We start from the raw sequence: 24,188 nt of genomic DNA, 5'->3' as shown, positions 1-24,188 counted from the left end.
TCTCACTCCAAACCACGCATCTTTCTTGCAAGTTCAAGCTGCTTTGATAAACAGAACTTGATTATCATATCTTCTTCATCCTTGGACAAATCCGTAAAACGCAATCCATAATGATTTACGCCTTCTTCTCCTGTTATCGCCTTCCTTACAACTTCTGCTTCTATCTCTTCCAATTTTGTTCCACCCAAGTCAAACTCAAGATACAGCTTATCCCTCACTTCAAGCTCTATATCGGTTGACAATCTAACGCCGCCTGCACTTATATCCAAAATTGTTCCTTTTGCTTTTTCTATCTTTCCGTTTTTAAATGCATAAAAGGATGCTTCTATTAAAACAGGAACTCTAAAGTTTTCCCTTAATTCAACCCTTGCTAACGAAGTTGGTTTATCAAGCTTGTATATAACCTGTCCGTCTTTATTGAGAATCTCTTTAAGCTTCGATGTAAAACCAATCCTGAAACCACGCCTATCAACAAAGCTGACTTCCAACTTTTCGCCTTCTCTTACTACGGCTTTAAGTCCATTCTCATTTGTTGGCATAGAGATATAAATATTTTTAGATTCATCTATATCGTAAATGAAACTTGAGTATGTGCCTTGAAAATTACCTTCTTGAACATAAACCATAACTTTCTGACCAATCGGTATAACCTTAGATATATCGCTTACTTTAATAGGCTCTTTTCTCAAATGAGAACCTCATACAATTTACTCTTTAGAAGTTCAACAAGCTTTTGGGAGTAAATCTTTCTAAAATTCTCATCCACAACATAAAAGGTATCGACAGCCATAGTGCCTTTTGTGTCAAGAATAAACATACCAACTTGAAACCTGAACTCTTTAAACACCTTTGTTATGTAATAAACCAAACCAATACGGTCTGGTGCGTATATCCTGACAACAGTATATAAATCGCTGATATTGTTATCAACAATTACATTTACATTTTGAAGAGACATCTCAATCTTAGCTTTTTCAAGCCTTGTTAAGAATCTTCCCTTCTTTTCATCCATGCACTTCTCTATATCCATCTTGCCCGATTCAACAGCGGCAAGCATATCTTCTATTATATAGTCATCTACACTATGGTCAGCATTAAACTTTACTCTAAATATATCAACAATTTTAGTAGAATAAAGATTGTAAGACTTTGCCGTTATTATGTTTATATCAAGACAAGCAAGTATCCCGCTTATTGTGTTAAAAAAGCCAAACTTATTATCGTAATAAACAACAATTTTTCCGAGCTCTTCTGACTCCTTATATACAAACACATTTCTTGATGTATCTTTTATGTCTCTAATGTATATCGCCATGCTTTTAAAATCAATATCATTAAATATATTATCTGGAAACTCATCTACAAGCCCAACATAAGCTTCACCTAAAATAGCCTTAATCTTTCTCTTCGAATCAAGTGCATTAAGCCTTAGATATTCGTCGTAATTCTTATTCTCAAACGCATAGGTTGCCTTAAGATAGATAGTCTCAATTAGCGTCTCTTTCCACGAAGTCCACACATTGTCGTTCACGGCTTTCATATCAGCATAAGTTAAAAGCATAAGCAGATTGAGTTTATCCTTGCTATCAACTATCTTCATAAAATCTTCAAGCGTCTTTGGGTCTTCAATATCAAGCGTTGATACAATCCTGCTTATAAGCAAATGATATCTCACCAAAAACTCAACCTTCTCTTTCAGGCTTTTGCCCAATCTCAGCCGCTTTGCAATTCTATCAACCATCTGTGCACCGACTATCTCATGGTGCTCTTTTTCGACTTTGCCTATATCATGCAGCAAAACAGCCAATCTCAAAGCCAACCTATCAAACGGCTCTAAGTTCTTCCATATATGGGCAAGTCTCATAACAAAAGTCTTTGGCACGTCATAATCATACAGCTCATCAAGATATCCCAAAGCCTGAATAGAGTGTTCATCAACTGTGTATTTATGATAAAGGCTATCTTCGGTTAAACAACAGACATTGCCAAACTCAGGTATATACCTATCCAGAAATCCAACTTCATGCATTATCCTTATCGTTTTCGTTATTGGCTGATTTAAAGATAAGATATCTTTAAACACAAACGCAAATGTCTTATCAGACCTAAACTTTGACACAAACTGAAGCAAACCTTTTACCTTTCTAAGTGTGTCAACAGATATATCCTTAGAGTAAAGAGCAGAATAGTAAAAGAGAAACAGAAGCTGTCTGAAGTCTAACTCCTTTTCAACATCCAGTTCTCCGTTGCTTTTAACCGTCTCGTCCAAATAAAAAAATGGCTTATTCTCACTGCCTTTATTGATAAAACTATTTATGTATGTGTTTACAACCCTTTCCATATTGCGTGTGTTATAATAATAGCGTCTCATCAGTCTTTCCGAAGATGAAAACCTGTTGCTTGAGACAAAACCCAAATCCTGGGCTATTTTCTCTCTCATATCCAAATACAGAATATCGTTTTTTCTCTTGTTCTCAAAATGCAGAGCGTTTCTAACCTGCCACAAAAAATAGAGCGCATCTCTAAGCCTTCCATAATCGTCTATCTGCAAAATACCTTTTCTTTTCATATCAAGAGCACTCTTTGAGCCATACAAAACCTTCGATATCCAGATAAGCGTATGATAATCCCTTAAACCACCAACACCTTCCTTCACATTGGGCTCAAGCACAAAAACTGTATTGCCATATTTTGCATACCTTGATTTCATATACTCAAGCTTTTTCTCAATAAAGCCTTCTTTACTCTTCTTGACAATATCGTTAAAAAATAGACTGCTAAACCTATCAAAAAAAGACCTATCACCATAGATAAAACGAGCATCTAAAAGCGATGTCATTATCGTATCGTCTCTCAGAGCATCTTCTATAGTCTCATCAACACTTCTAAAACCGACAGAACACTCATACCCTAAAAAATAGAAAAGGTCGTAAATCCCCCTCACAAGTTCTTCAAATCTATCGCCCTTTTCTTCGGATAGTATTAGAATATCTATATCGGAAGCCGGATTGAGTTGCCTTCTACCGTAACCACCTACACCCAAAACGGTAAACTTCTTGGGAAGGTTAAATTTATTTAAATACTCGATAAGAATCTTATCAACCCAATCGGTATGAGCTTTGACTACATACCTTACCCTTTTTCTTAATCTGTTGCACTGTTTGAGTTTTTCAAACAGCTTCTCTTTTTCTCTCTTTTTGACTTCTTTGAAATCATCCATTTAGATGGCGTTTTTGCCTCTTTCAGATGTTCTTATCCTTATCGCTTCTTCTATCGGGATTATAAATATCTTACCGTCGCCAATCTTACCCGTTTTTGCAGTTTCAATTATTTTCTCAATAACAGGCTCAACCATTTCATCTTCAACAACAACTTCTATCTTCACCTTGGGCAAAAAATCTACAACATATTCTGCCCCCCTGTAAATCTCTGTATGCCCTTTTTGTCTTCCGTATCCTTTAACTTCACTAACAGTCAAACCTTTTATCCCAAGTTCCATCAAACCTTCTTTAACGGAATCCAGTTTAAAAGGTTTAATAATAGCTTCGACCTTTTTCATTTACCTATTCCCCCTCGTATAGTTTTAAAATTAATTCAACTTCACCTTTGCTCATTTTAAGCTTTTTTGCTATCTCATCAACACTCTTACCACTGTTTTTTAACCTTATTATTTCAAGCTTCATCTCATCTTCATAACTCTTGTTCTTTATTGTGGTCAAAAGTTCAGTCAGAAGCATATTTTTCTTTCTTATATCTTCAAGTATCCTTGCCAGTCTATCCTGATGCTCGTTTATTCTTGAGTTTGCTATGTCTATTAACTGCTTCTGCTTCTCAACCAAGTTGCGCAAACTCTCTATTAACCTTAAAAGACTCTCCTTCTCCTTCTTCTCAAAATACTTTGTTGCAAGAATATAACCCGCAACGGCAAGGTCAAATATTATCTGCAAAATCCAAAAACTACTCATTCAGTCTATCCTTTGCCATCTTTCTTTCAACAAATATCATATAGTGTATTATCAGTTCCCTATTCTGGTTTGTTATGTCGGTAAATTCAACGCTATAGCAATTCTTAGAATCCCTTTTGCTCTCACCAACAATCTCGCCCAAAGCCCTAATTGTATAGTGTGTTGCAATGGGCAAAAATATCTTCATAAATACCTTATCGCCAATCTTACAGCTATTCTCTGTAATAAAAGAGATACCACCACTTGATATATCACAGCTATATGTTTGCCTAAATCCCTTAAGCTCGTCAAACTCATCGCCTCCTCTTAACAAATCGATGATATAGTTGAGTTTTGCATCCATCTGCTTCATCATAAGAACAAAAGCCTTGTTCAAATTGTCAAAACTCGAATCAAGCCTATTTAAAGACATAAAAAAACTAAACGAATCTTCAGGTTCAACTGTATGATAAATCTCATCCTTCACATCTTCCAACTCATTTTCACCCACACACCTATAAAACAAGGAAACCCTATTTCTTATCCTTCTTGACCCTCTTTTCTCATCATCCATAACACTTACCTACCAAAAATGTAAAGAATAATACAATGCTAATATAACTGTTCATATTGAAAAAGGCAAGGTTAATCTTCTTAGGGTCATTTGGGTCAACAAGCTTATGCTCAACAAAAAGCAAAACAGAGACAATCAAAGCTCCAACAAACGATACATAACTTAAATTAAACTTAATCATGCTAAGAATAAGAAAACCAAAACCTATTAAATGAAACAGTCTTGCTGTCCATAAAGCACCATTGATACCAAAACTTACAGGTATAGAGTGCAACCCATACTCTTTATCAAACTCCCTATCTTGAAGTGAATAGAGTATGTCAAAGCCTGCTATCCAGAACATAACAAACCCAGCAAGCAGCCAGATAGGTGCATCCAATCTTCCACTTGCAGCTACATAGCCACCAAGCGGTGCTATGGCATCGGTTGCGCCAAGATAGAGATGACAAAGGGATGTAAAACGCTTTGTGTATGAGTATGTGATAAGAAAAAACAGAGCAACAGGAGAGAGTTTAAACGCCAAATCGTTTATCAGATAAGCAGAAAGCTCAAATATAACAACAGATACAAATGTAAAAATATACGCATCCCTAAGCTTTATCTTTCCAGATGGTAATTCTCTGTTTTTTGTCCTTTCGTTCAAAGCATCGTATTTTAAATCTATGATCCTATTCAAAGCCATAGCCGTGCTTCTTGCTGAAGCCATAGCAATCGTAACAAGTAAAGCCACTTTAAAAGAGAAACCATTCTCAAATCCCATAATCATACCAACATACGCAAATGGCAGAGCAAATATCGTATGCTCAAATTTTATCATATTAAGAAACTTCTTAAGCGAAGACATCCCTATCCTTAAAGTATTCATGATAATAGAGATAACCAGAGATAACCGTCATAATCACAGCAAACAGAAGTGCATACACGCCAACAGTTCTAAAACCTAAAATCAACAAGCTCAAAGCCACAAATTGGGATGTTGTTTTGAGCTTTCCCCAGACATTCGCTGCAATCACAACATTCTCACTTGCCGCAACAACCCTTAAACCCGTCACAGCAAACTCTCTAAATACAATCACAATAACCATCCAGTAAGGCACATCCATGATCTTAACAAGCGCTATCAATACACCAACAACAAGCACCTTATCCGCAAGTGGGTCTAAAATCTTTCCTATCTTGCTTACGGCTTTGTTTTTTCTTGCTATATGACCATCAAGCACATCACTCAAAATCCCAAGCAGAAAAAAACCAAAAGCCCAAAGATGCATCCTTTTTTCTAAGAAAACTATAACAACAATCAAATCAATCACTCTAAACAGAGACAAAAGATTGGGAATATGCTTTACCATAAGCTGTATCCTATGTTTGTATAAACATTGCCCACTTTTCTCAATCTGTTTATATGTTTTTTTGTTCTTTTGTCTGCAACATATACAACCTTCTTGCCGTTATACACTCTCAAAAATTTTTCAACATACCTTCTTGTTTCTCTGTATGGCGGAATGCCCTTATACCTATCAACAGCCGTCTCACCTGCGTTGTATGCAGCAGCAACAAGCTTAACATCGTGATATTTCTCTATCAAGTGTTTTAAAAACCTTACACCACCTTCAACATTCTTCTCAACATCATAAGGGTCATCAACACCGTAAAACTTAGCCGTCTTATCCATAAGCTGCATTACGCCTTTTGCACCCTTATTTGAGACAGCATTGGCGTCAAAATCCGATTCTATCTTAGCTATCGCAACAACGAGCTTATAATCTACACCATACCTTTTTGATATCTTCTTTATAAGCTTCATAACTTCGCTTTTTGATGAAGCTTCTCTAAAAGCCCTTGCAAAAAACAGGTTGCTGCTTAGGTTTGTATAGACAACTTCACCATTCTTTTTTACAAGGCGAAGAGAACCACTATAGGCAAATGATGAGACAAAAAAGGCCAGCATAACAATTAGAATAATTCTCATTGGGATTTTAAGAGTTTCTTTGCCTTCTTGTTGTTAGGGTTGAGTTTTAGTATCTCTTCTGCAGTTTTTAAAGCTTCTTTTCTATCATTCTCTTTAAGATAAACTTCCAATAGATGCTCAAGTGTTATCTCCAATGATTTCTTCTCACTCTTTTTATAACCCTTCAAAGCTTCTTTTAAGTAAAACTCAGCTTTTTTGTAATCCTTCAGCCGATAATAGCCCCAACCCAAGCTGTCCAAATAGTAAGGGTTGTTTTTATCTATCTTCAAAGCCTTCTTAACAAGCTCAACACCTTCTTTAACATTGAAATTTTCATCAATATACAGATAACCCAAATAGTTTAACCCTTCGGCAAAATTGGGATTTATCCTTAGAAGCTCTTTCAATGTTTCAATAGTTTTACTCTTATCCTTAAGCTTATCGTAATAGATATCGGCAATATAAAGATAAATATTTGATTTTTCTTTTAAATCTTTTGCCTTCTTCAGTGCATCGTAGAGCAGTTCAATACCATCCTTAAACTTGCCATCTTTCACATACAGCTCGCCAACAGTTGAAAAATACATCTCCACATCGCCAAAGCTCTTAAGCAAATCTTCAACCCTTCTAAAATCCTTCATCTTGAAATAGCAGTAAATCTCATTCAAAACCACATCTTTATAAAAAGGCACCTTAGGATTAATTCCACTTAGAAGATTCAATGCAGTCTCATATTTAGACTGCCTTGAAAAACCAACAGCGCAGAAAAGCTTTAACCTATCGGACACATCAACAAATTTTTTATACTCTTTACACAGATTGACAACTTCACTGTAATCTTTAAGCCTAACATCAACAAAGGTGAGTTTTTCAAGATAATCCACTCTTTTTGAGAGCTTAAACGCCTTAGAGTAAAAAAGCTTTGCACCTTTCAAATCTCCAAACAGATAATAGTCGTTGGCAATAGCATAATCGATAAATGCATTTTCTGGCAGTTTTTTGTAAACTTCAATAGCTTTATCAAACATACCAAACTGCTCATAAACACCCGCAAGAAATAGAGCGTATCTTACATTCTTGTTTAGCTGATATGCCATTTTTGATTCTTTCAAAACACACTGTTTATCCTTAAGTTTTAAACAGACATTGGCAAGAAGAAAATGAGCCGATGCATCATTTTTGCCTTTTTTATCAACATAATACTTTAAAATCTTATATGCCTTTTTGTATTTTGACGACTTCATATACATAATCGCAAGCTTCTTTATCGTATCAGGTGTCTTTTTAAAGCTCTCCTTTATTTTAGCCATTACTTCCATAGCCTGCTTTGTTTTGCCTTCTATTGTGTATATATCAAACAGCTTGTAATAAAACTCCTTCTCTTTTGGATAAACCTTTATAGCCTTCTTTAAAACCTTCTGTGCTTTATCGTATTGACCGCCATAAACCAGTATATCCGAAAGCTGATTGTAAAACTCTTTATCTATGATATACGGAAACACAAGCCACAAATCATCGGCGGCAGATTTAAAATCACCCTTATAAAGCTCGACATAGCCCTTCGTATAGTGATACACGACAAACGAACTGTCATGCTTTGCATAAGCAGAAAAGGACAACAAAAACACCACAAATACAGGCAAAAAAACGCTAATCCATCTCTTCAGCATACTCTTCCACCACTTTTACAAACTCATCTATCAGTTTATCTTCTTTTACCTTTTTTAGCAATTTTCCCTTCTTTATTATTAAACCAAAATGCCTGCCGCCTGCTATAGCAACATCGGCTTCCTTTGCTTCGCCAAGTGCATTTACAACGCATCCCATAACGGCAACCTTGATAGGCTTTTTAATATGTGAGAGCCTTTTTTTCAGCTCATCAACAAGCGCTATTAAATCAATCTCTATTCTGCCACAGGTTGGGCATGAGACAAAGTCGATTGTTCTTTTCTTTCTCAGATGAAGTGCATTGAGCAGTTCATAGCAGACATCTATCTCGTTTTCTGGTGGCTCACTCAACGATATCCTTATCGTATCACCAATACCTTCTCTTAATAAAACAGCCAAAGCAGAGACAGACTTTATTATCCCTTCCTTTGAACTGCCAGCTTCTGTAACACCAATGTGCAGCGGATAATCGATAAGCTCTGATATCTTCTCATTGCAGACAATCGTTGATAACGGGTCGGAAGATTTTATTGATATCTTCATATTCACAAAACCTGCATCTTCTATTCTTCTAACCCATCTATATGCACTTTCAACCAACGCATCATCTGTAGGTGAACCATACTTATCAAGCAAATCCTTCTCCAAAGAACCAGAATTTACACCTATCCTTAAAGGAATATTATGCTCATCTGCAGCTTTTAAAATCTCTTTTACCTTATCAAAAGAACCTATGTTGCCCGGATTTATCCTAACACAATCTGCACCATTTTCTATTGCAAGCAGAGCAAGTTTGTAATTAAAGTGAATGTCAGCTATAACGGGTATCGGGCTTCTTGCTTTTATCTCCTTCAAAGCCCTTGCGGCATCTCCATCAATAACGGCACATCGCACTATCTCGCAACCCTTATCCTTCAATCTCTCTATCTGCTCAAGCGTTGCTTCAACATCGCGCGTGTCGGTATTCGTCATTGACTGAACAACTATTGGCGCATCACCACCTATCTTAACGCCACCAACATCAATCTGTCTTGTCTTTCTTCTCTTTATCATTTAACCTGTTCCACTCTATCCTTCACATACTTAAATACACCATATCTCTTAAAATCATTCATAAAGGCAAACAGCATCAGTGCAAGCAGTATAACAATACCTATCTTTTGGAAGTTCTCTATCGCCTTTTCGCTCACGGGTTTGCCTCTTATTGCTTCTATCGTGTAAAACATAAGATGCCCACCATCCAAAACAGGTATAGGAAGCAGATTCAATATGCCAAGATTGATGCTTATCAAGGCTATAAAGGCAAAGAAGTAGCTAATGCCCGACTGTGCAGCCCTACCGGCTATGTCAACAATCATTACAGGCCCACCAAGTTCACTCGACGGTATCGCACCTTCTATAAGCCTAACAAGTCCAACAATCATAACCTTTGCAACATAGACAGTTCTCTCTGCTCCCTTGACCAAGCTCTCCAAAAAAGGATACGAGATTATCACCCTATCACCAGAAGGCAGAATACCCAGAAGCCCAACAAAGCGCTCATATCCCAGCATATCCTTTATCTTTTTACCCTTAGGAGTGGCACTCATCTGTATAATCTTGCCATCTCTTTTTATCTTGATTGTAATCCTTCTATTTGGGTTTGCCTTTATAAGCTTTGACATCTCATCCCAACTCTTAACTGATATGCCGTTTACAGCAATAATCCTATCACCCTTTTGAAGGCCTATCTTAGCAGCTTCGCTGTTTGGCATCACCTTACCAACAACAGGTGCAAGCTTAGCCATACCTATATTGTATGCAAGGGCAAAGAATAAAACCGCCGAAGCTATGTTAAAGACAGGTCCTGCAAGAACAATCAGAAATCTCTTCCACAACGGCTGGGCAAAAAAGGCATCTGATGTATCTTCAATCTCATCATTGGGACTCTCTCCTTTTAGCTTCACATAACCACCAAGCAGAATTAAAGAGAGTGCATATTCAGTCTTCTTTGGTTTAATCTTAAAAAGAACAGGGCCAAACCCGACAGAGAAACGCTCAACACCAACACCCAAAATCCTTGCAACAATAAAATGTCCAAACTCGTGTATGATAACCATCAAAACAAGCCCAGCTATACCGTAAATCCAGTTCATTAACTCCTCCAGAATCTATCTTTCAATAGCTCTAACACTTTAACCTTTATATCCCTTAACATCTCTTTTATCCCATCTATCTCAGAAGGCAAATTATCTTCAAACTTCTCCAAAGATATCTCAAGAATTCTAAATATGTCAACAAATTTAATCTTCTCCTTCAAAAAACTCTCAACGGCTATCTCATCTGCAACATTAAGAATTAGACCCAAGTTCTTCTCTTCCTTCCTTAAAGCTTCAAATGCAAACTCAAGAGTCGGAAAGCGGCCAAACTCAGGCTTTCTAAATGTGAGTTTTCCTACATCTGAAAGACTTATCTTAAATGGCAGACTAACCCTTTTTGGCTTAAAGAGAGCATACGCTATAGGAATACGCATATCGTGGTCTGCAATCTGGGCAATGATAGAACCATCAACAAACTCAACAGCCGAGTGTATAATGCTTTCAGGATGAATCACAACTTCTATGCTCTTTATATCAAACAGCCATCGCGCTTCAATTATCTCAAAACCCTTATTCATCATCGTGGCAGAATCTATCGTAATCTTTTTACCCATATCCCAGTTTGGATGACTTAGCGCATCTTCAACCGTCGCAGAAGTAAAATCCTTATCAAGAAAAGGACCACCCGAAGCCGTAAGAATCAACTTTTCTATCTCTTCTTTTTTTTTGCCTTCAAGACACTGATAAATTGCCGAATGTTCAGAATCTATAGGAACAATCTCGATGCCATTATCATTTGCTATTTTTTTTAAAAGCCTGCCTGCAACAACGAGACTCTCTTTGTTTGCAAGCGCAAGCTTCTTGGAGTTTTTCAGAGTATAGTATGTGGGAGAAAGTCCAGCAGAGCCAACAATGGCATTTACAACAAAATCAACACTTTCAAGACTGACAAGCTCAATCAATCCTTCTTCTTTCTCAAAAACGGTTATATCTTTAAATCTCTCTCTAACAACAGCCGCCAAATTGCTATCTTCAACACACACATACTTAGGCTTAAACTTTTCTATCTGTCTTGACAGCTCATCGATATTGCTCTTACAACTCAAACCGACAACATTAAACTCTTTCGTTCTTGAGACTATATCAAGCGTATTCCTGCCTATGGAACCTGTCGAGCCTAAAACAAGAAGGTTCTGCATCTCAACACCAGATACACAAAGAATACGCCAAATGCAAAGCTATCCAATCTATCCAAAACACCACCATGTCCAGGAATCAGGTTTGATGAGTCTTTCTTGTTAAAATAACGCTTTATAACCGATTCTGAAAGGTCACCCAAAATCCCAGCAATATTAGATACAAAGGCAACTAAAAAGCTATCAAACATACCAATTCCAATGGCTTCTCCAAACAGAACACCCAAAACAACACCACCAACAATACCGGCTAACGCACCTTCTTTTGTCTTCTTTGGACTTATTGTGGGTGATAATTTTCTTTTTCCATATTTTTTACCCAAAAAATAGGCAAAACTATCGCCAGACCAGATAGAGACAAATATCAAAAGAAGCAGAAGCCTTCCATTTTCAAACTCCATCACATAAACAGAAAAAAAGTATAAAAACACATAGAGAATACCGCCAAAATAGAAGTAATCTTCAAGAACACTTCTATTTTTCAAAGAGCCAAAGCCTATAATCATATGCATTATAAATGCAAAAAACAGGGCTTCTTTAAAAAATGCACCATAAAAAAGAAAAACGAAGGCAAGCAGAAAATAAAGACTTAAATACAGCGATTTCTTAAAGCCAAATGGCTTAGAATCCATACCAATCCACTCTGCATAACCCAAAGATGCAACAAAAAGCAAAACAATCTTCACATAAAAAAAATCAGCCTTTAAAACGCCATATACAACAATAGGTATAAGAATGGCTGCAGAAATTATGCGCTTTATCACAACCCGCCAAATCTTCTTTTGCGTCTTTTAAACTCATCTATTGCAGTCTCAAGGTCAGAAACAGTAAACTCAGGCCAGTATTTATCAAAAAAGACAAACTCAGCATAAGCAGACTGCCAGAGAAGAAAATTGCTGATTCTTTTTTCACCGCCTGTTCGTATCAGAAGGTCAACATCTGGCATATCGTAAGTGTATAGGTATCTCTCAAATGTATTCTCGTCCATATCGTCTATTTTTAACTTATTACTCTTTACATCTTCTGCTAATCTTTTTGCAGCCTGTGTTAGTTCATGCTTTCCGCCATAGTTTAGGGCAAGTGTTAATCTCATCTTTTTGTTGTTCTTCGTCTTCTCTTTAAGCTCTTCAATGCCTTTTTTGACTCTTTCGTCAAATACGGATATATCACCGATTGTTGAGAATGCAACGCCATTGTCCATAAATAGCTTCTCTTTCTTTCTCAATTGCGTTTTAAGAAGAGCCATTAGAAATCTTATCTCACTCTTTGGCCTTTTCCAGTTCTCTGTTGAGAATGTGTATAGGGTTAAATATTTGATACCAAGCTTTACAGCACCCTTTGTTATCTCATCAACAACCTTTGAGCCAATGTAATGACCGTATGTTCTTTTCTTACCCAATGATGTAGCCCATCTGCCGTTGCCATCCATGATGATGGCAACATGAAAAGGAAAGTTCTCATCCATCAGATGTTTATTATCTCTTTCTCTTTCTCTTGCAATAGCTCTTCAATCTTTTTGGAGTAATCGTCCAACTTCTTCTTTACCTCTTTTTCGGCTTTTTTCGATTCATCTTCGGATATAATTTTATCCTTCTCAAGGTCTTTAACAACCTTCAAAGCCTTCTTCCTTGCGTTTCTTAAGGCAATCTTGTAATTCTCTGTCTCCTGTTTTAAAAGCTTAACAACCTTCTTCCTGTCTTCTTCTGTCATAGGTGGTATGTTTATCTTGATTGTCTTACCGTCGTTTTGCGGCGTAAAACCAATATTTGCTTTTAAAATCGCTTTCTCTATCTCCTTTATAACAGATGCATCCCACGGCTGAATGACAACTGTTGTCGCATCCGGAGTCGAGATTGTTGCAAGCTGCTTTATAGCCATCTGCTGGCCGTATGCTTCAACTTTAATACTCTCAAACATAGAGACATGAGCCCTTCCCGTTTTAACAGTCGTCAAATACTTTTTATAAGACGATATGGTTTTTTTCATGCTATCTTCCATCTCTTTGAGAACTTTATCTAAGCCGTCTGCCTCCATGGTTTTCACCTCCTTCTTTTACTTAACCAGTGTGCCTATGTTCTCACCAAGCACAATCCTTTTTAAAGCACCATACTCTTTTATAGAGAAAACAATTATAGGCATCTGGTTTTCCATACACATCGATATAGCCGTGGAGTCCATAACACGCAAATTTCTATCCAACACTTCAATATATGTGATGGTTTTTATGCGTTTTGCATCAGCATATACCATTGGGTCTTTATCATAAACCCCATCAACCTTTGTCGCCTTCAGTATAACATCAGCACCCATCTCCATGGCCCTTAAGGATGCAGCAGTATCCGTTGTAAAATAAGGATTACCTGTTCCCGCAACAAATATTATAACTCTGCCCTTTTCCAGATGCCTTAGTGCTCTTCTTCTTATATAAGGCTCAGCTATCTCTCTCATCTCGATAGCAGATATAACACGCGTCTGCACGCCCATCTTCTCAAGTGCATCTTGAAGCGCAAGACCATTTATAACCGTGGCAAGCATACCCATATAATCAGCGCTTGCCCTATCCATACCCATAGCTGCACCCTTAACGCCCCTGAAAATATTGCCACCACCTATAACAGTGCAAACATCAACGCCCAACTCCCTTACATCCTTTATCTGCTGGGCAATCTCTTTTATCGTCTCTTCGCATATACCATAAGAAAGGGAGCCCATCAGGGCTTCCCCGCTTAATTTCAACAGAATCCTTTTAAACACAGGTTTTTCGCTCATCGATTATTCACCTATCTTGAATCTTGCAAATCTCCTAACAACTATGTTCTCACCCAGCTTTGCTATAGCATTCTGAATTAAATCTTTAATCTTAACTTCAGAATCCTTTATAAACGGCTGCTCAAGAAGACATACTTCTTCGTAATACTTTTCAATCTTACCTTCAACAATCTTATCAAGAATGTTTTCAGGTTTTCCCTGCTGTCTTAGCTGCTCCTTCATTATCTCTTTCTCTTTGTTCAGCTCTTCTTCTGGTATATCTTCCCTTTTTACATACAGAGGAGCAGCAGCAGCTATATGCATAGCTATATCCTTGCAAAGCTGATTGAAATCGTCTGTATTCGCAACAAAGTCTGTCTCGCAGTTAACTTCAACCAAAACACCAATCTTGCCGCCAGCGTGTATATAGCTTGTAATTTTGCCTTCGTTTGCTTCTCTTCCTGCTTTCTTTGCGGCAGATGCAAGTCCCATCTCTCTGAGTTTATCTATAGCCTTTTCTATATCTCCATCTGTCTCTTGAAGTGCCTTTTTGCATGCCATCATACCTGCGCCTGTTCTCTCGCGCAGCTCCTTAACCATTGCAGCTGTAATCTGTGCCATTATTACTCTTCCTCCTCTTCTGCTTCTAATTTTTCTTCCCTGCCTTCTTCAAATGCCTCTTCTTCCTGTTTTAATTCAAGCTCTTTTTCGTATCTTGCTTTACCGCTCTTTATTGCTTCAGCAAGTCTTGAGACAATCAGTTTTATAGACCTTATAGCATCATCATTGCCTGGTATCACATAATCAATCGGATCAGGATCACAGTTTGTATCAACTAAAGCAACTATAGGAATGCCAAGCTTATTGGCTTCTTTTACGGCAAGCTCTTCCCTTTTTACATCAATAACAAGCAAGATATCGGGTAAATTCTTCATATCCCTAATGCCACTTAGATACTTTTGAAGCTTCTCTTTTCTTTTTCTCAAAATTTTCTGCTCTTTTTTGGTATATGCTTCTATCTCGCCTGTCTCTTCCATCTCTTCCAATCTTTCAAGCTTCTGAATGCTCTTCTGGATTGTTGCAAAATTTGTCAAAAGACCACCAAGCCACTTCTCATTTACATAGGGCATACCGCAGGACTCTGCCGCTTCCTTTACATCTTCCTTACCCTGTTTCTTTGTGCAGACAAATAGCACCGTCTTGCCTTTTGCGGCTTCATCTTCCAAAAACTCATAAGCCTTGTCGAAATAAACGATAGTCTTCTGCAAATCAATGATGTGAATGTCTTTCCTTGCCGCAAAGATAAACGGCTTCATCTTAGGATTCCAGCGCTTGGTCTGATGGCCAAAATGCACACCCGCCTCAAGCAGCTCTTTCATCGTAACATAAGACATACTCTCAAACCTCCACTAAAAGGATTTATTACCACCATCCCTTGCACCCTTTTAGGGCATCCTTTCTAAAGGGATGTGCGTGGTCTAAATTTTATATACAAAACACTCTCTTTTTACAAGCACTATTTCACTCTAAACAAACGGGCAAAAGGAAAGTTGTTGTAAACCTCCTCAAATAACTTATGATTATACTCACCCAGAATAAACATCTTATTAAAATTACTTCTAAACACCTTATCATCACAAACAAGGGCAAATACAAAATCCATTTTATTAGCTTCTCTATTCTTCACAAAACAAATCTCAACATTCACACCTTCAGGGCTCATAATTTTCTCCTGCTTTACAACACCATCAACAACCCAAATCCATCTTTTTATCTTCAAATTACCAACAGCACCGCTTTTCAAATCTATATTACCCTGTCTACATAAAAACACACCATTCTTATATCCATAACAGCTATTTATCACATAGAAACCATCAGGGTAAGACCTCTTCTTTTCAAAATCCCAACTTCCAAGATAGCTTATGGCATAATATTTGCCTATCATATCCTGAGTAAACAGAACATAATTATCTTTATCCTTTATGGGCTTATCGTAATTAAAAGCCAATTTCACAGCATAAGATGCGCTTTTGTTATCTTTTATAGCATCAGTTATAGGTTTGACACCATTTGCATCCATAAATGCGATTATATTGTGCATTAGTGTCTGGTTATCACCTATTAGAGCTTTGGCAACAAGATAGGTTCTGGCACCGCCATGTACACCACCATCGTGGTATGTTGCAAAACCATCAATATCTTCAATAGCATACCCATAATCCCACCAGCTAAATATAACTCCTTTATCAAATCTATGTTTTATATCGACAAAAGACTTAACAATAGGAGCAGCAATAGATGGACTTGGCACAAACTTATAAGCAGTAAATCCACCTATTGCACCAATGAGAAGCAAAACTGCAAAACTCGCAATAGAACTTTTTGCTTTCAAGTCAAATTTTGACTCTTTGAACACCCTTTTTAGTGTTAAATCCATTGCAAAACCCAGTCCTATACCAATAAACGGTGCAAGAAACATAACAAGCCTATTTGAGCTTTTAAAAACAAGTAAGCCCAATAGAAAAACAGGCAGAATCGGCACAGCATCAAGCTTAAGACTAAAAAGAAAAACTAAAGTAAACAATAAACCTAAAACATTCAAAGCCTTAAAAGATAAAATAAATGATAACACCTTAGCAGCCGATATATGTTCTGCTTCTGTTATAGTTTTAAGTATATTCGGGAAATTACCGTTACCAACTGTTTTAACTTCACCATAGCTCGATACGAAATCAAACAAACCACCAAGAGAGTGAAAAACCCAAACAGGATTGGCGAATAGGATAAACAGAATAACAGAAACAACGGATTGTTTTAAACCTATTCGTCTGACAGCCAACATGAAAACCATGACAACAAGATAAACCAAATCTATACCAAAATGTGCATACCACCAACCAAATAGAAAAAAGTTTAAACCCAGTAAAGCAGAGTAAATATACCTTCTCTTTTCATTCTGTGTTTTTGATACTTTTAGCAGAAGCAGAGAGCCAGAAAACAGGAAAAACAACTGAAGCAAATCTGTATCAACCCTACCCATAGCGGTTCTTATCGCATACATCCAAGAAAAGGCACCAACAAAACCACCAACAATACCAGCAATTGGAGTGTCAATCTCCCACCCATATAAAGCCAAAGGAATAATAAACAAACTCGCAAACAGCGGTATAATTATCAATCCGCTCACATATATAGAGCTATCAAATATCTTTGAAATCCAGACAATAATAAAGCTAATCAAAGGAACAGGCTTTGGTTTGTCAGTGCCTTCAGGATAAGCTCTAAGTTTGTCTTTGCCATCCTTATAGTATGTTCCATTTTTATACTCCTTCGCATACCTAAGCCAATAATAGGCATCAAGCGTCGTCATAGCTGGATAGTTATCAACAAAATAGACAGACGAATGCTCTTTCCATTTTTGAAACTGATGATATCTATAGAATCCTGAAGCAAAAAACACAATAAAAACCAAAACCCAAAAGGCTCCTATACTTAAGTAAAGGTTCTTGTCTTTCATTTTGCTATCCATTTATTCTCAACCAAAACATCCCCCTTATACAAAATCCTGCCAACAAACTCATCGCCTTTACTAAAAGGTCCAACACCCTTAGGTGTACCCGTCATAAGCAGGTCATAATCGTAAAATGTAAAGTATTTTCTTGCTTCTTCAAACACCTGCTCTGGCTTATAAATCATCAAATCATATCCACCTTTTTGTTTCAATTCGCCATTTATATAAAGCTCAAGACTCAAATCAGACAAATCACCACCAAACTCAACAAAATCACCAAAAACAGCAGCTTTATCAAATGCTTTTGCCTTCTCCCAGGGCAAACCTTTCTCCTTCAGTTTTCCCTGAATATCCCTTAAAGTCAAATCAAGACCAAAGCCAACGCCAACAAACCTATCATCCTTAATAACAAAGGCTATCTCACCTTCATAATGACAATTGCCAAAGGAAGGCAAAACAAGTTCATTTGTAATCGAGCTATTTGGCTTTATAAACAGCGTTATATTCTCCGGTGGTTCGTTTTTTAACTCCTTTATATGCTCAACATAGTTTCTTGCTATGCAGACAACCTTACTCGGATAGACTCTCTCTCCATTAAAATTGATACTCTGCATTATCTCACCTCACTCTATAATTGTAACGGTTCCAACATTGTTAAATATAACCCTATCGCCAAACTCACAGTACATCCTTGAAGTCATAAGAAGCCCTGTGCAGTGTGATGGTCCCATAACCCTAAGATCCATCTTTTTCAAAGTTTCTATCGTTTTTTTTCTCTGATTTTCTGATGCAGGTCCTAAATGCGTTCCACCCAAAAATCCAAACACCTTATCCTTAAACTTCTCTTCTGCATCAAGCATTATGTTTATAATCCCACGATGAGCACATCCAAACAGAACAAACAAACCATGCCTTGTCTTTATAACAACGCTCATATCATCTTCAACTTCATCCTTCACATACTCACCATCTTTCTCATAGACAAAATTCTTATCAACTTCTTCAAAATCCGTTCTCATCTTCTCAAATCCAGTCGTAAATACACCATCTATCACTTCGATTGGTTCTTCAGATAAAATAAACTCAGCACCCTTCTTCTCAAAAAACTCTCTATCTTCAATGCCTATATACCTTAAATTCCTATCATCACTGAGATGAGAGTATCTCTTTCTAAAAATCTCAGGATGCGCATAAACCTTAGGTTTTGTAAACTCAAGCAGATACTTCAATCCGCCAACATGGTCATAATGCCCATGCGATAAAATCACCTTATCAATCTTGCTTAAATCTATCCCAAGCAGCTTTGCATTATGAATTAAAGCATCAGTCTGACCCGTATCAAACAGAACAGCTTCTCCATCCTTCTCAATAAACATACTCAATCCATGCTCTGCCCTAAAGCGAGCCTTTGTCGCTGTATTCTCCACAACAGTCGTTATCTTAATCATCTTGCAACCTCACCGCTTCCTCTAAGGATATGGTTTTTTCATAAAATGCCCTACCTATAATAACGCCAACAACACCGAACTTACCCAACTCTTTAACCTTTTTAATATCGTTAATATCCCTAACACCACCAGATACAATGATATCCATATCCGTCTTTAGCGCTATATCCTTGTAAAACTCAGCATCTATGCCTTTAAGCATTCCATCCCTTGTTATATCTGTAATAATCGCTTCTTTTATGCCCTTATCTCTCATCATAAGCAGAAAAGAGATATATTCAATCTTTGGATTCTCCTGCCATCCAGAAATCTTAACATACCCATTTTCAACATCAACACCAGCAATCAGCTTATCTTTAAACACAGAGACAGCCCTTTCAAACTCTTCAGGCTCCTTGACAGGCATTGTTCCCAAAATCACCTTATTCACATAGCAGCAGAGTATCTCTTCAACATCTTCAAATCTCCTAACGCCGCCGCCAACTTCTATCATTGACTTGCTTATCTTTGCCATCTCCCAGATAAGCTTGCGATTGTTCTTCTTACCAGCAGTAAATGCAGCATCCAAATCGACAATGTGAACTCTTCTTATACCCAAATCGTTAAAATACTCTATCATCTCAATCGGATTATCACTGTAAACCGTAACATCGTCCTTTTTTCCCTTCTTTAGCCTTACAACCTTGCCATCTATTATATCTATCGCAGGGATTATTATCATAACTTACCCTCACATATATCACAAAAGTTTTTAAGAAGCTTCAACCCAACTTGTTGGCTCTTTTCTGGATGAAACTGAACACCCCACATTTTACCTTTATTAACTGCAGCCGTAAATTCAATAGAATACCTGCATGTTGCAATCTCTGAGTCATCTTCTGCTTTTGCATAGTAAGAGTGAACAAAATAAAAATAGCTGTTATTCTCTATGCCGTAAAACAGCCTATTATCTGAAAGACAAACCCTATTCCAGCCCATATGCGGCACTTTAAAGCCGTTGTATGCTTCAAATCTTCTAACTTCACCCTTAACAAAGCCGAAGCCTTCATGTTCACCAAACTCATAGCTCTTCTCAAACAACAGCTGCATGCCGACACAGATACCCAAAAACGGTTTTCCACTATCAACAACGCTTTTAATCGTCTCAACAAGTTCATACTTTTCAAGCTTATTCTTACAATCGCCAAACGCACCAACACCAGGCAGTATCACTCCATCAGATAAGAGAATCTCATCGCTGTTATGCGTAAGAAAACCAACACCGCCAACCTTCTCAACAGCCTTCAAAACGCTCCTGACATTACCAGACTCATAATCAACAACAGCAATCCTAACCATTATTTATCACCCTAAATCCACAAGTTTTACTCCATTGAACCTTTTACCCAAAAACATGCTGCCGAGTTTTGAAAACTTATCGGCAGAATCCGTCGTATAGCAGATAAGCTCACCATTGCCTTCAAAAATCTCTCTTTTATCTTCTAACAACTCTGCCAAACTCTCGCCACTATCTATCAGATAAACATCAGGCAAAACCTTCTCTATCACACTTCTAAGCAGTGGATAGTGCGTGCATCCCAATATCATAGCATCGCACTCTATACCTTCAAGATATCTTTTTGCAACAAGCAAGGTTATCTCATCATCAATCCAGCCTTCTTCCACAAGCGGCACAAACAAAGGGCAGGCTTTTTGAACAACCACACATTTATCGTTAAACTGTTTTATTTTCTTTAAGTATGCCTTACTTTCAACCGTTGTCGTTGTTCCTATAACACAAACCTTCTCAAACCTTGCAGCCTTTTTTGATGCAGGCTCTATAACGCCAAAAACAGGAATGTCAAACTTTTCCTTCAAAACATCAATTGATGCAGCAGATGCACTGTTGCATGCAACAATTAGAGCATCTATACCCTGTTTTATCAAAAAATTAGCATTTTGAATGGAGTATTTAATAATCGTATCCTTCGACTTTGTGCCGTATGGCAACCTTGCCGTATCGCCCAAATAGATAATGTCTGAATTAAACCTATCAAGCAGATGCTTGACAACACTCAAACCACCAACACCAGAATCAAACACGCCTATCAAAACACACCTGCCCATTAAGGAGTTTAACAAGAACAAACTTACCGTCAGTTTGAAACTGATTTATACACGCATAATCCTGTGAAATCTTAAGTAACGACTCTTCAGCCAAACCAAGCAACAGTTTTATAATTATCCTATTTACACCACCATGAGAAACAACAAGCACATCCTTTTCAACCTTCAAAAGCTCATCAACAAAACCCTTTATGCGTTTTTCAACATCATAAAAACTCTCACCTTTGGGCGGTTTATAATGAAACGGCTCTTTCAAAAAAGCTTCCGCTTCTTTTGGGTATCTCTCTTCAATCTGTTGCCAATTCAACGACTCAAATATACCAAAACTTCTCTCTATTAATCTCTCATCAACCTTAACAAAATCAAACTTCTCAGCCACAACCCTACACCTTTTCAACGGCGAAGTAAAAACAAGCTCAACCTTATCCTTGAAATATCTATACAAATCTTCAGCCTGTCTTAGCCCTTCAGCAGATAGACCAACATCAATCCTCCCATTAAACACATTGCTTTTATAATTTTCAACCTGCGGATGTCTAACCAAAAATATATTTCTCACATTTTCGCCGTCTAAAAGCTTGCTAAGTTTCTTCTCCATCTAAAGGGCACCTTCTATAGACGCTCAAGACTATTCCCAAAAAAATACTATCAACCAATAAATTCGTTCCTCCATAGCTCAAAAAAGGCATTGTTATACCTTTTGGTGGAAACATATGCAACACAGTAAACAAGTTTATTAAAGATTGCAATGCTAACAATAACCCTATACCAAAAACAAGGGAAGAACCAAATTTATCTTTACACGACCTCGCGAGTATAAAAATAGAAAAAATAATCAAACTTATTAATGTAATAACAACAGCAACACCCACAAATCCAAAATCCTCTCCAACGCCAGCCATTATAAAATCATTATGTGAATCAGGAACAAAAAGACTTTTATATATTCCAGCGCCAACACCCTGTCCAAATAATCCTCCGCTCCCCAAAGCGATTAAAGCATGTTCAACTTGATAATTAACCCTTTTTGTTACAAAAAAATTAACAACTCTCTGCAACTTTTGAGGATTAGAATACACAAGCATAGCAAAAACAATTAAGGAAGGAAAAAGTAGACCAACAGCATGTTTAAACTTATAACCAAATACATATATTACACCCAAAAATGTAAAAAATATAAGAGCAGCCGTTCCTATATCAGGCTCAAGGGCAATTAAAATAACAAACAAACCCACAACAAACGCAACAGGCATAACACCTTTCATTAAATCTTCCTTATATTCAGACTTCCTGCTTATAAAATCTGCAATATAAATTAATATAGCCAATTCAGCAATAGAAGACGGTTCAAACATAATCCCAAACAAATCTATCCATCTTGTTGCACCTCTTATTTCATGCCCAAACAGATGCAAAACAATAAGCATAAACAAAGACAAAATAACAAATGAAAAAGACAGATTTTTCAAAAATCTATAGTCAACAAGAGAAGAAACAAAAGAAGCAAATATAGACAATCCTATAAAAAAAAGCTCTTTCTTTAAAAAAAATGCCGTATTTAAATTATTTCTATAAGCAAAGTAGTAAGAAGAAGACCAAACCTCCACTATCCCTATAGCCAAAAGCAAAAAGTATGGCAGAATTACAAGCGACGGCTTAAAAGAAAGGCGCATTCTCATACTCTTCCTTGAACTTCATCACCTCATCTTTAAACGTCTTTCCGCGCTCTTCAAAGTTCTTGTAAGGCTCACAGCTTGAACCACCCGGACTGAACAGAACAACATCACCCTTACCTGCAACTTCAAATGCTGCTCTAATAGCCCCCCAAATATTTAAAGCAGGCAATGGAACAGGAATAAACTTCTCTAAATCAACCAAAATCTTTTTTCTATCTTCACCATAAACCACAACAGCCTTAGCCCTTTTCTCAAGTAAAGGCATAAGTTTGGCATAAGACTCACCCTTATGTTTACCACCCAAAATTACAACAAGCCTAACACTCTCATCAAACGAGTTGATGGCATTCTCAACAGCATCAAGATTGGTAGCCTTTGAATCATTGTAAAACTTAACACCATCAATCTCAGCTACAAACTCTATTCTGTGCTCCAAATTCTCCATCTTTTCTGCCACCTCCTTTATTATTTTCTCATCAACAGAAGCCAAAATTGAAGACAAAGCCGCAAAGCAGATATTTTCAAATCTCTTCTTACCAAACAGCTTCGCTTTATCTATTATAAACCCTATTGGCCTTTTTACAACAGCAGAGTTGTCTTTAACAATGCAGTCAGCATCATCGTCTTTTGATACAACAAACAGCTTCGCTCTTCCATTATACTCGTAATCATCACTCTCATTCTTTATAAAAAAGTCATCTTCGTCTTGATTTTTAAATATCTTTCTTTTTGCATTTATATAGCTCTCCATACTGCCATGCCAGTAAAGATGGTCAAAAGCTATATTCAAAATCGCAGCTATATGCGGCTTAAATTTATCTATAAACTCAAGTTGAAAACTGCTTGCTTCAACCACATACCAATCAACATCTTCAAGAACAGCCCTACTAAATGCAAACCCATAATTACCACAGGCTATAGCCTTCTTACCAGACTCCTTCAACATAGTCTCTATCAGCTTAACCGTTGTGCTTTTGCCGTTTGTTCCTGTTATTGCAATAATTTTACCTTCTGCAAACCCATATGCAAACTCAAGCTCACTTATAACCTTAATGCCATTATCCAAAGCATACCTAACGAACCTATGAGTCGGCTTTATACCCGGACTCAAAACAAGCCTATCAAACTCATACTCAAAAAACTTCTCTGCCTTCTCACCAACAAAAAAATTGGGTTTATCTATATTTAACTTGCGCTCATCAAAAACAGCCACTTCAAAGCCTTTAGCCAAAGCAAACTCATAGGCTGCCCTGCCACTTTCACCAAAACCCAAAACTGCAATCTTCAT

At 37.2% G+C, this 24,188-nt stretch carries 27 protein-coding genes; all 27 read right to left on the bottom strand.

The features are described from left to right. Positions 1-2 precede the first annotated feature (2 nt). The 27 genes from G415_RS10540 to murD all read right to left on the bottom strand — a co-directional run bounded on the left by G415_RS10540 (position 3) and on the right by murD (position 24,188). A complete protein-coding gene (locus G415_RS10540) occupies positions 3-689 on the bottom strand; it encodes a flagellar brake protein (RefSeq protein WP_026939479.1) in 687 nt (228 codons plus the stop codon). Next, positions 686-3,220: a bifunctional uridylyltransferase/uridylyl-removing protein GlnD gene (locus tag G415_RS0100370; RefSeq protein WP_022669591.1), complete on the bottom strand. Its 2,535-nt coding sequence runs from the start codon at positions 3,218-3,220 to the stop codon at positions 686-688. The genes G415_RS10540 and G415_RS0100370 overlap by 4 nt, the downstream gene beginning before the upstream one ends. Beyond that, on the bottom strand, positions 3,221-3,559 hold the full coding sequence (locus G415_RS0100365; protein WP_022669590.1) for a P-II family nitrogen regulator: 339 nt from the start codon (positions 3,557-3,559) through the stop codon (positions 3,221-3,223). Between the two features lie 4 nt (positions 3,560-3,563). Further along, positions 3,564-3,965, bottom strand: coding sequence for a helix-turn-helix domain-containing protein (locus tag G415_RS0100360; RefSeq protein ID WP_022669589.1), 402 nt, complete (start codon positions 3,963-3,965; stop codon positions 3,564-3,566). Continuing rightward, complete coding sequence (locus tag G415_RS0100355) at positions 3,958-4,518, bottom strand: PilZ domain-containing protein (protein WP_022669588.1); 561 nt, start codon at positions 4,516-4,518, stop codon at positions 3,958-3,960. The genes G415_RS0100360 and G415_RS0100355 overlap by 8 nt, the downstream gene beginning before the upstream one ends. Then, positions 4,511-5,335, bottom strand: coding sequence for a 4-hydroxybenzoate octaprenyltransferase (locus G415_RS0100350; protein WP_238321435.1), 825 nt, complete (start codon positions 5,333-5,335; stop codon positions 4,511-4,513). Before G415_RS0100350 ends, G415_RS0100355 begins: the two co-directional genes overlap by 8 nt. A gap of 13 nt (positions 5,336-5,348) precedes the next feature. Continuing rightward, positions 5,349-5,867 (bottom strand): CDP-diacylglycerol--glycerol-3-phosphate 3-phosphatidyltransferase, encoded by a 519-nt coding sequence (gene pgsA / locus G415_RS0100345; protein ID WP_022669586.1) that lies wholly within the window; start codon positions 5,865-5,867, stop codon positions 5,349-5,351. Then, entirely contained in the window at positions 5,861-6,487 is a 627-nt protein-coding gene (locus G415_RS10535) for a lytic transglycosylase domain-containing protein (protein ID WP_022669585.1), read from the bottom strand. The genes pgsA and G415_RS10535 overlap by 7 nt, the downstream gene beginning before the upstream one ends. Beyond that, positions 6,484-8,136 carry a tetratricopeptide repeat protein gene (locus G415_RS0100335; RefSeq protein ID WP_022669583.1) on the bottom strand — a complete coding sequence of 551 codons (1,653 nt, stop codon included), beginning with the start codon at positions 8,134-8,136 and terminating at the stop codon, positions 6,484-6,486. Before G415_RS0100335 ends, G415_RS10535 begins: the two co-directional genes overlap by 4 nt. Further along, positions 8,117-9,184 (bottom strand): flavodoxin-dependent (E)-4-hydroxy-3-methylbut-2-enyl-diphosphate synthase, encoded by a 1,068-nt coding sequence (gene ispG / locus G415_RS0100330; protein ID WP_026939477.1) that lies wholly within the window; start codon positions 9,182-9,184, stop codon positions 8,117-8,119. The genes G415_RS0100335 and ispG overlap by 20 nt, the downstream gene beginning before the upstream one ends. Beyond that, positions 9,184-10,269, bottom strand: a complete 1,086-nt coding sequence (gene rseP / locus G415_RS09270) for an RIP metalloprotease RseP (protein ID WP_022669581.1) — start codon at positions 10,267-10,269, stop codon at positions 9,184-9,186. Before rseP ends, ispG begins: the two co-directional genes overlap by 1 nt. Further along, a complete protein-coding gene (dxr, locus tag G415_RS0100320; protein ID WP_022669580.1) occupies positions 10,269-11,411 on the bottom strand; it encodes a 1-deoxy-D-xylulose-5-phosphate reductoisomerase in 1,143 nt (380 codons plus the stop codon). Before dxr ends, rseP begins: the two co-directional genes overlap by 1 nt. Then, on the bottom strand, positions 11,390-12,172 hold the full coding sequence (locus tag G415_RS0100315) for a phosphatidate cytidylyltransferase (protein ID WP_022669579.1): 783 nt from the start codon (positions 12,170-12,172) through the stop codon (positions 11,390-11,392). Before G415_RS0100315 ends, dxr begins: the two co-directional genes overlap by 22 nt. Beyond that, positions 12,169-12,873 carry a polyprenyl diphosphate synthase gene (uppS, locus tag G415_RS11015; RefSeq protein WP_022669578.1) on the bottom strand — a complete coding sequence of 235 codons (705 nt, stop codon included), beginning with the start codon at positions 12,871-12,873 and terminating at the stop codon, positions 12,169-12,171. Before uppS ends, G415_RS0100315 begins: the two co-directional genes overlap by 4 nt. Then, on the bottom strand, positions 12,873-13,442 hold the full coding sequence (gene frr / locus G415_RS11010) for a ribosome recycling factor (protein WP_022669577.1): 570 nt from the start codon (positions 13,440-13,442) through the stop codon (positions 12,873-12,875). The genes uppS and frr overlap by 1 nt, the downstream gene beginning before the upstream one ends. Before the next feature lie 18 nt (positions 13,443-13,460). Then, positions 13,461-14,177 (bottom strand): UMP kinase, encoded by a 717-nt coding sequence (gene pyrH, locus G415_RS0100300; RefSeq protein ID WP_022669576.1) that lies wholly within the window; start codon positions 14,175-14,177, stop codon positions 13,461-13,463. Between the two features lie 3 nt (positions 14,178-14,180). Further along, positions 14,181-14,777: a translation elongation factor Ts gene (gene tsf / locus G415_RS0100295; RefSeq protein WP_022669575.1), complete on the bottom strand. Its 597-nt coding sequence runs from the start codon at positions 14,775-14,777 to the stop codon at positions 14,181-14,183. A gap of 2 nt (positions 14,778-14,779) precedes the next feature. Further along, positions 14,780-15,550, bottom strand: a complete 771-nt coding sequence (gene rpsB, locus G415_RS0100290; RefSeq protein ID WP_022669574.1) for a 30S ribosomal protein S2 — start codon at positions 15,548-15,550, stop codon at positions 14,780-14,782. Positions 15,551-15,672: 122 nt separating this feature from the next. Beyond that, positions 15,673-17,676, bottom strand: a complete 2,004-nt coding sequence (locus tag G415_RS0100285) for an STT3 domain-containing protein (protein WP_022669573.1) — start codon at positions 17,674-17,676, stop codon at positions 15,673-15,675. Beyond that, positions 17,673-18,284: a fumarylacetoacetate hydrolase family protein gene (locus G415_RS0100280; RefSeq protein WP_022669572.1), complete on the bottom strand. Its 612-nt coding sequence runs from the start codon at positions 18,282-18,284 to the stop codon at positions 17,673-17,675. Before G415_RS0100280 ends, G415_RS0100285 begins: the two co-directional genes overlap by 4 nt. A 9-nt stretch (positions 18,285-18,293) precedes the next feature. Beyond that, positions 18,294-19,118, bottom strand: coding sequence for an MBL fold metallo-hydrolase (locus tag G415_RS09265; protein WP_022669571.1), 825 nt, complete (start codon positions 19,116-19,118; stop codon positions 18,294-18,296). Beyond that, positions 19,111-19,839, bottom strand: a complete 729-nt coding sequence (gene hisA / locus G415_RS0100270; RefSeq protein ID WP_022669570.1) for a 1-(5-phosphoribosyl)-5-[(5-phosphoribosylamino)methylideneamino]imidazole-4-carboxamide isomerase — start codon at positions 19,837-19,839, stop codon at positions 19,111-19,113. The genes G415_RS09265 and hisA overlap by 8 nt, the downstream gene beginning before the upstream one ends. Further along, the gene (gene hisH / locus G415_RS0100265; RefSeq protein WP_022669569.1) at positions 19,836-20,456 is read right to left on the bottom strand and encodes an imidazole glycerol phosphate synthase subunit HisH; all 621 of its coding nucleotides are present in this window, start codon (positions 20,454-20,456) and stop codon (positions 19,836-19,838) included. Before hisH ends, hisA begins: the two co-directional genes overlap by 4 nt. Positions 20,457-20,462: 6 nt before the next feature. After that, on the bottom strand, positions 20,463-21,224 hold the full coding sequence (murI, locus tag G415_RS0100260; RefSeq protein WP_022669568.1) for a glutamate racemase: 762 nt from the start codon (positions 21,222-21,224) through the stop codon (positions 20,463-20,465). Further along, positions 21,193-21,822, bottom strand: a complete 630-nt coding sequence (locus G415_RS09260; RefSeq protein ID WP_022669567.1) for a histidine phosphatase family protein — start codon at positions 21,820-21,822, stop codon at positions 21,193-21,195. Before G415_RS09260 ends, murI begins: the two co-directional genes overlap by 32 nt. Then, positions 21,806-22,903, bottom strand: coding sequence for an FtsW/RodA/SpoVE family cell cycle protein (locus tag G415_RS0100250; RefSeq protein WP_022669566.1), 1,098 nt, complete (start codon positions 22,901-22,903; stop codon positions 21,806-21,808). Before G415_RS0100250 ends, G415_RS09260 begins: the two co-directional genes overlap by 17 nt. Continuing rightward, entirely contained in the window at positions 22,881-24,188 is a 1,308-nt protein-coding gene (murD, locus tag G415_RS0100245) for a UDP-N-acetylmuramoyl-L-alanine--D-glutamate ligase (RefSeq protein WP_022669565.1), read from the bottom strand. Before murD ends, G415_RS0100250 begins: the two co-directional genes overlap by 23 nt.

Origin of the sequence: Hippea alviniae EP5-r (genome assembly GCF_000420385.1) — a bacterium.
GTDB lineage: Bacteria > Campylobacterota_A > Desulfurellia > Desulfurellales > Hippeaceae > Hippea > Hippea alviniae.
Note: the sequence above shows the minus strand (reverse complement) of the source record. Positions and strands in the feature narration are given on the sequence as shown.

Bases quoted from the DNA above. Each gene is read 5' to 3' on its own strand.
- G415_RS0100370 (WP_022669591.1), bottom strand. From the start codon at position 3,220: ATGGATGATTTCAAAGAAGTCAAAAAGAGAGAAAAAGAGAAGCTGTTT.
- G415_RS0100365 (WP_022669590.1), bottom strand. From the start codon at position 3,559: ATGAAAAAGGTCGAAGCTATTATTAAACCTTTTAAACTGGATTCCGTT.
- G415_RS0100360 (WP_022669589.1), bottom strand. From the start codon at position 3,965: ATGAGTAGTTTTTGGATTTTGCAGATAATATTTGACCTTGCCGTTGCG.
- G415_RS0100355 (WP_022669588.1), bottom strand. From the start codon at position 4,518: ATGGATGATGAGAAAAGAGGGTCAAGAAGGATAAGAAATAGGGTTTCC.
- G415_RS0100350 (WP_238321435.1), bottom strand. From the start codon at position 5,335: ATGATAAAATTTGAGCATACGATATTTGCTCTGCCATTTGCGTATGTT.
- pgsA (WP_022669586.1), bottom strand. From the start codon at position 5,867: ATGGTAAAGCATATTCCCAATCTTTTGTCTCTGTTTAGAGTGATTGAT.
- G415_RS10535 (WP_022669585.1), bottom strand. From the start codon at position 6,487: ATGAGAATTATTCTAATTGTTATGCTGGCCTTTTTTGTCTCATCATTT.
- G415_RS0100335 (WP_022669583.1), bottom strand. From the start codon at position 8,136: ATGCTGAAGAGATGGATTAGCGTTTTTTTGCCTGTATTTGTGGTGTTT.
- rseP (WP_022669581.1), bottom strand. From the start codon at position 10,269: ATGAACTGGATTTACGGTATAGCTGGGCTTGTTTTGATGGTTATCATA.
- dxr (WP_022669580.1), bottom strand. From the start codon at position 11,411: ATGCAGAACCTTCTTGTTTTAGGCTCGACAGGTTCCATAGGCAGGAAT.
- uppS (WP_022669578.1), bottom strand. From the start codon at position 12,873: ATGGATGAGAACTTTCCTTTTCATGTTGCCATCATCATGGATGGCAAC.
- frr (WP_022669577.1), bottom strand. From the start codon at position 13,442: ATGGAGGCAGACGGCTTAGATAAAGTTCTCAAAGAGATGGAAGATAGC.
- pyrH (WP_022669576.1), bottom strand. From the start codon at position 14,177: ATGAGCGAAAAACCTGTGTTTAAAAGGATTCTGTTGAAATTAAGCGGG.
- tsf (WP_022669575.1), bottom strand. From the start codon at position 14,777: ATGGCACAGATTACAGCTGCAATGGTTAAGGAGCTGCGCGAGAGAACA.
- rpsB (WP_022669574.1), bottom strand. From the start codon at position 15,550: ATGTCTTATGTTACGATGAAAGAGCTGCTTGAGGCGGGTGTGCATTTT.
- G415_RS0100285 (WP_022669573.1), bottom strand. From the start codon at position 17,676: ATGAAAGACAAGAACCTTTACTTAAGTATAGGAGCCTTTTGGGTTTTG.
- G415_RS0100280 (WP_022669572.1), bottom strand. From the start codon at position 18,284: ATGCAGAGTATCAATTTTAATGGAGAGAGAGTCTATCCGAGTAAGGTT.
- G415_RS09265 (WP_022669571.1), bottom strand. From the start codon at position 19,118: ATGATTAAGATAACGACTGTTGTGGAGAATACAGCGACAAAGGCTCGC.
- hisA (WP_022669570.1), bottom strand. From the start codon at position 19,839: ATGATAATAATCCCTGCGATAGATATAATAGATGGCAAGGTTGTAAGG.
- hisH (WP_022669569.1), bottom strand. From the start codon at position 20,456: ATGGTTAGGATTGCTGTTGTTGATTATGAGTCTGGTAATGTCAGGAGC.
- murI (WP_022669568.1), bottom strand. From the start codon at position 21,224: ATGGGCAGGTGTGTTTTGATAGGCGTGTTTGATTCTGGTGTTGGTGGT.
- G415_RS09260 (WP_022669567.1), bottom strand. From the start codon at position 21,822: ATGGAGAAGAAACTTAGCAAGCTTTTAGACGGCGAAAATGTGAGAAAT.
- G415_RS0100250 (WP_022669566.1), bottom strand. From the start codon at position 22,903: ATGAGAATGCGCCTTTCTTTTAAGCCGTCGCTTGTAATTCTGCCATAC.
- murD (WP_022669565.1), bottom strand. From the start codon at position 24,188: ATGAAGATTGCAGTTTTGGGTTTTGGTGAAAGTGGCAGGGCAGCCTAT.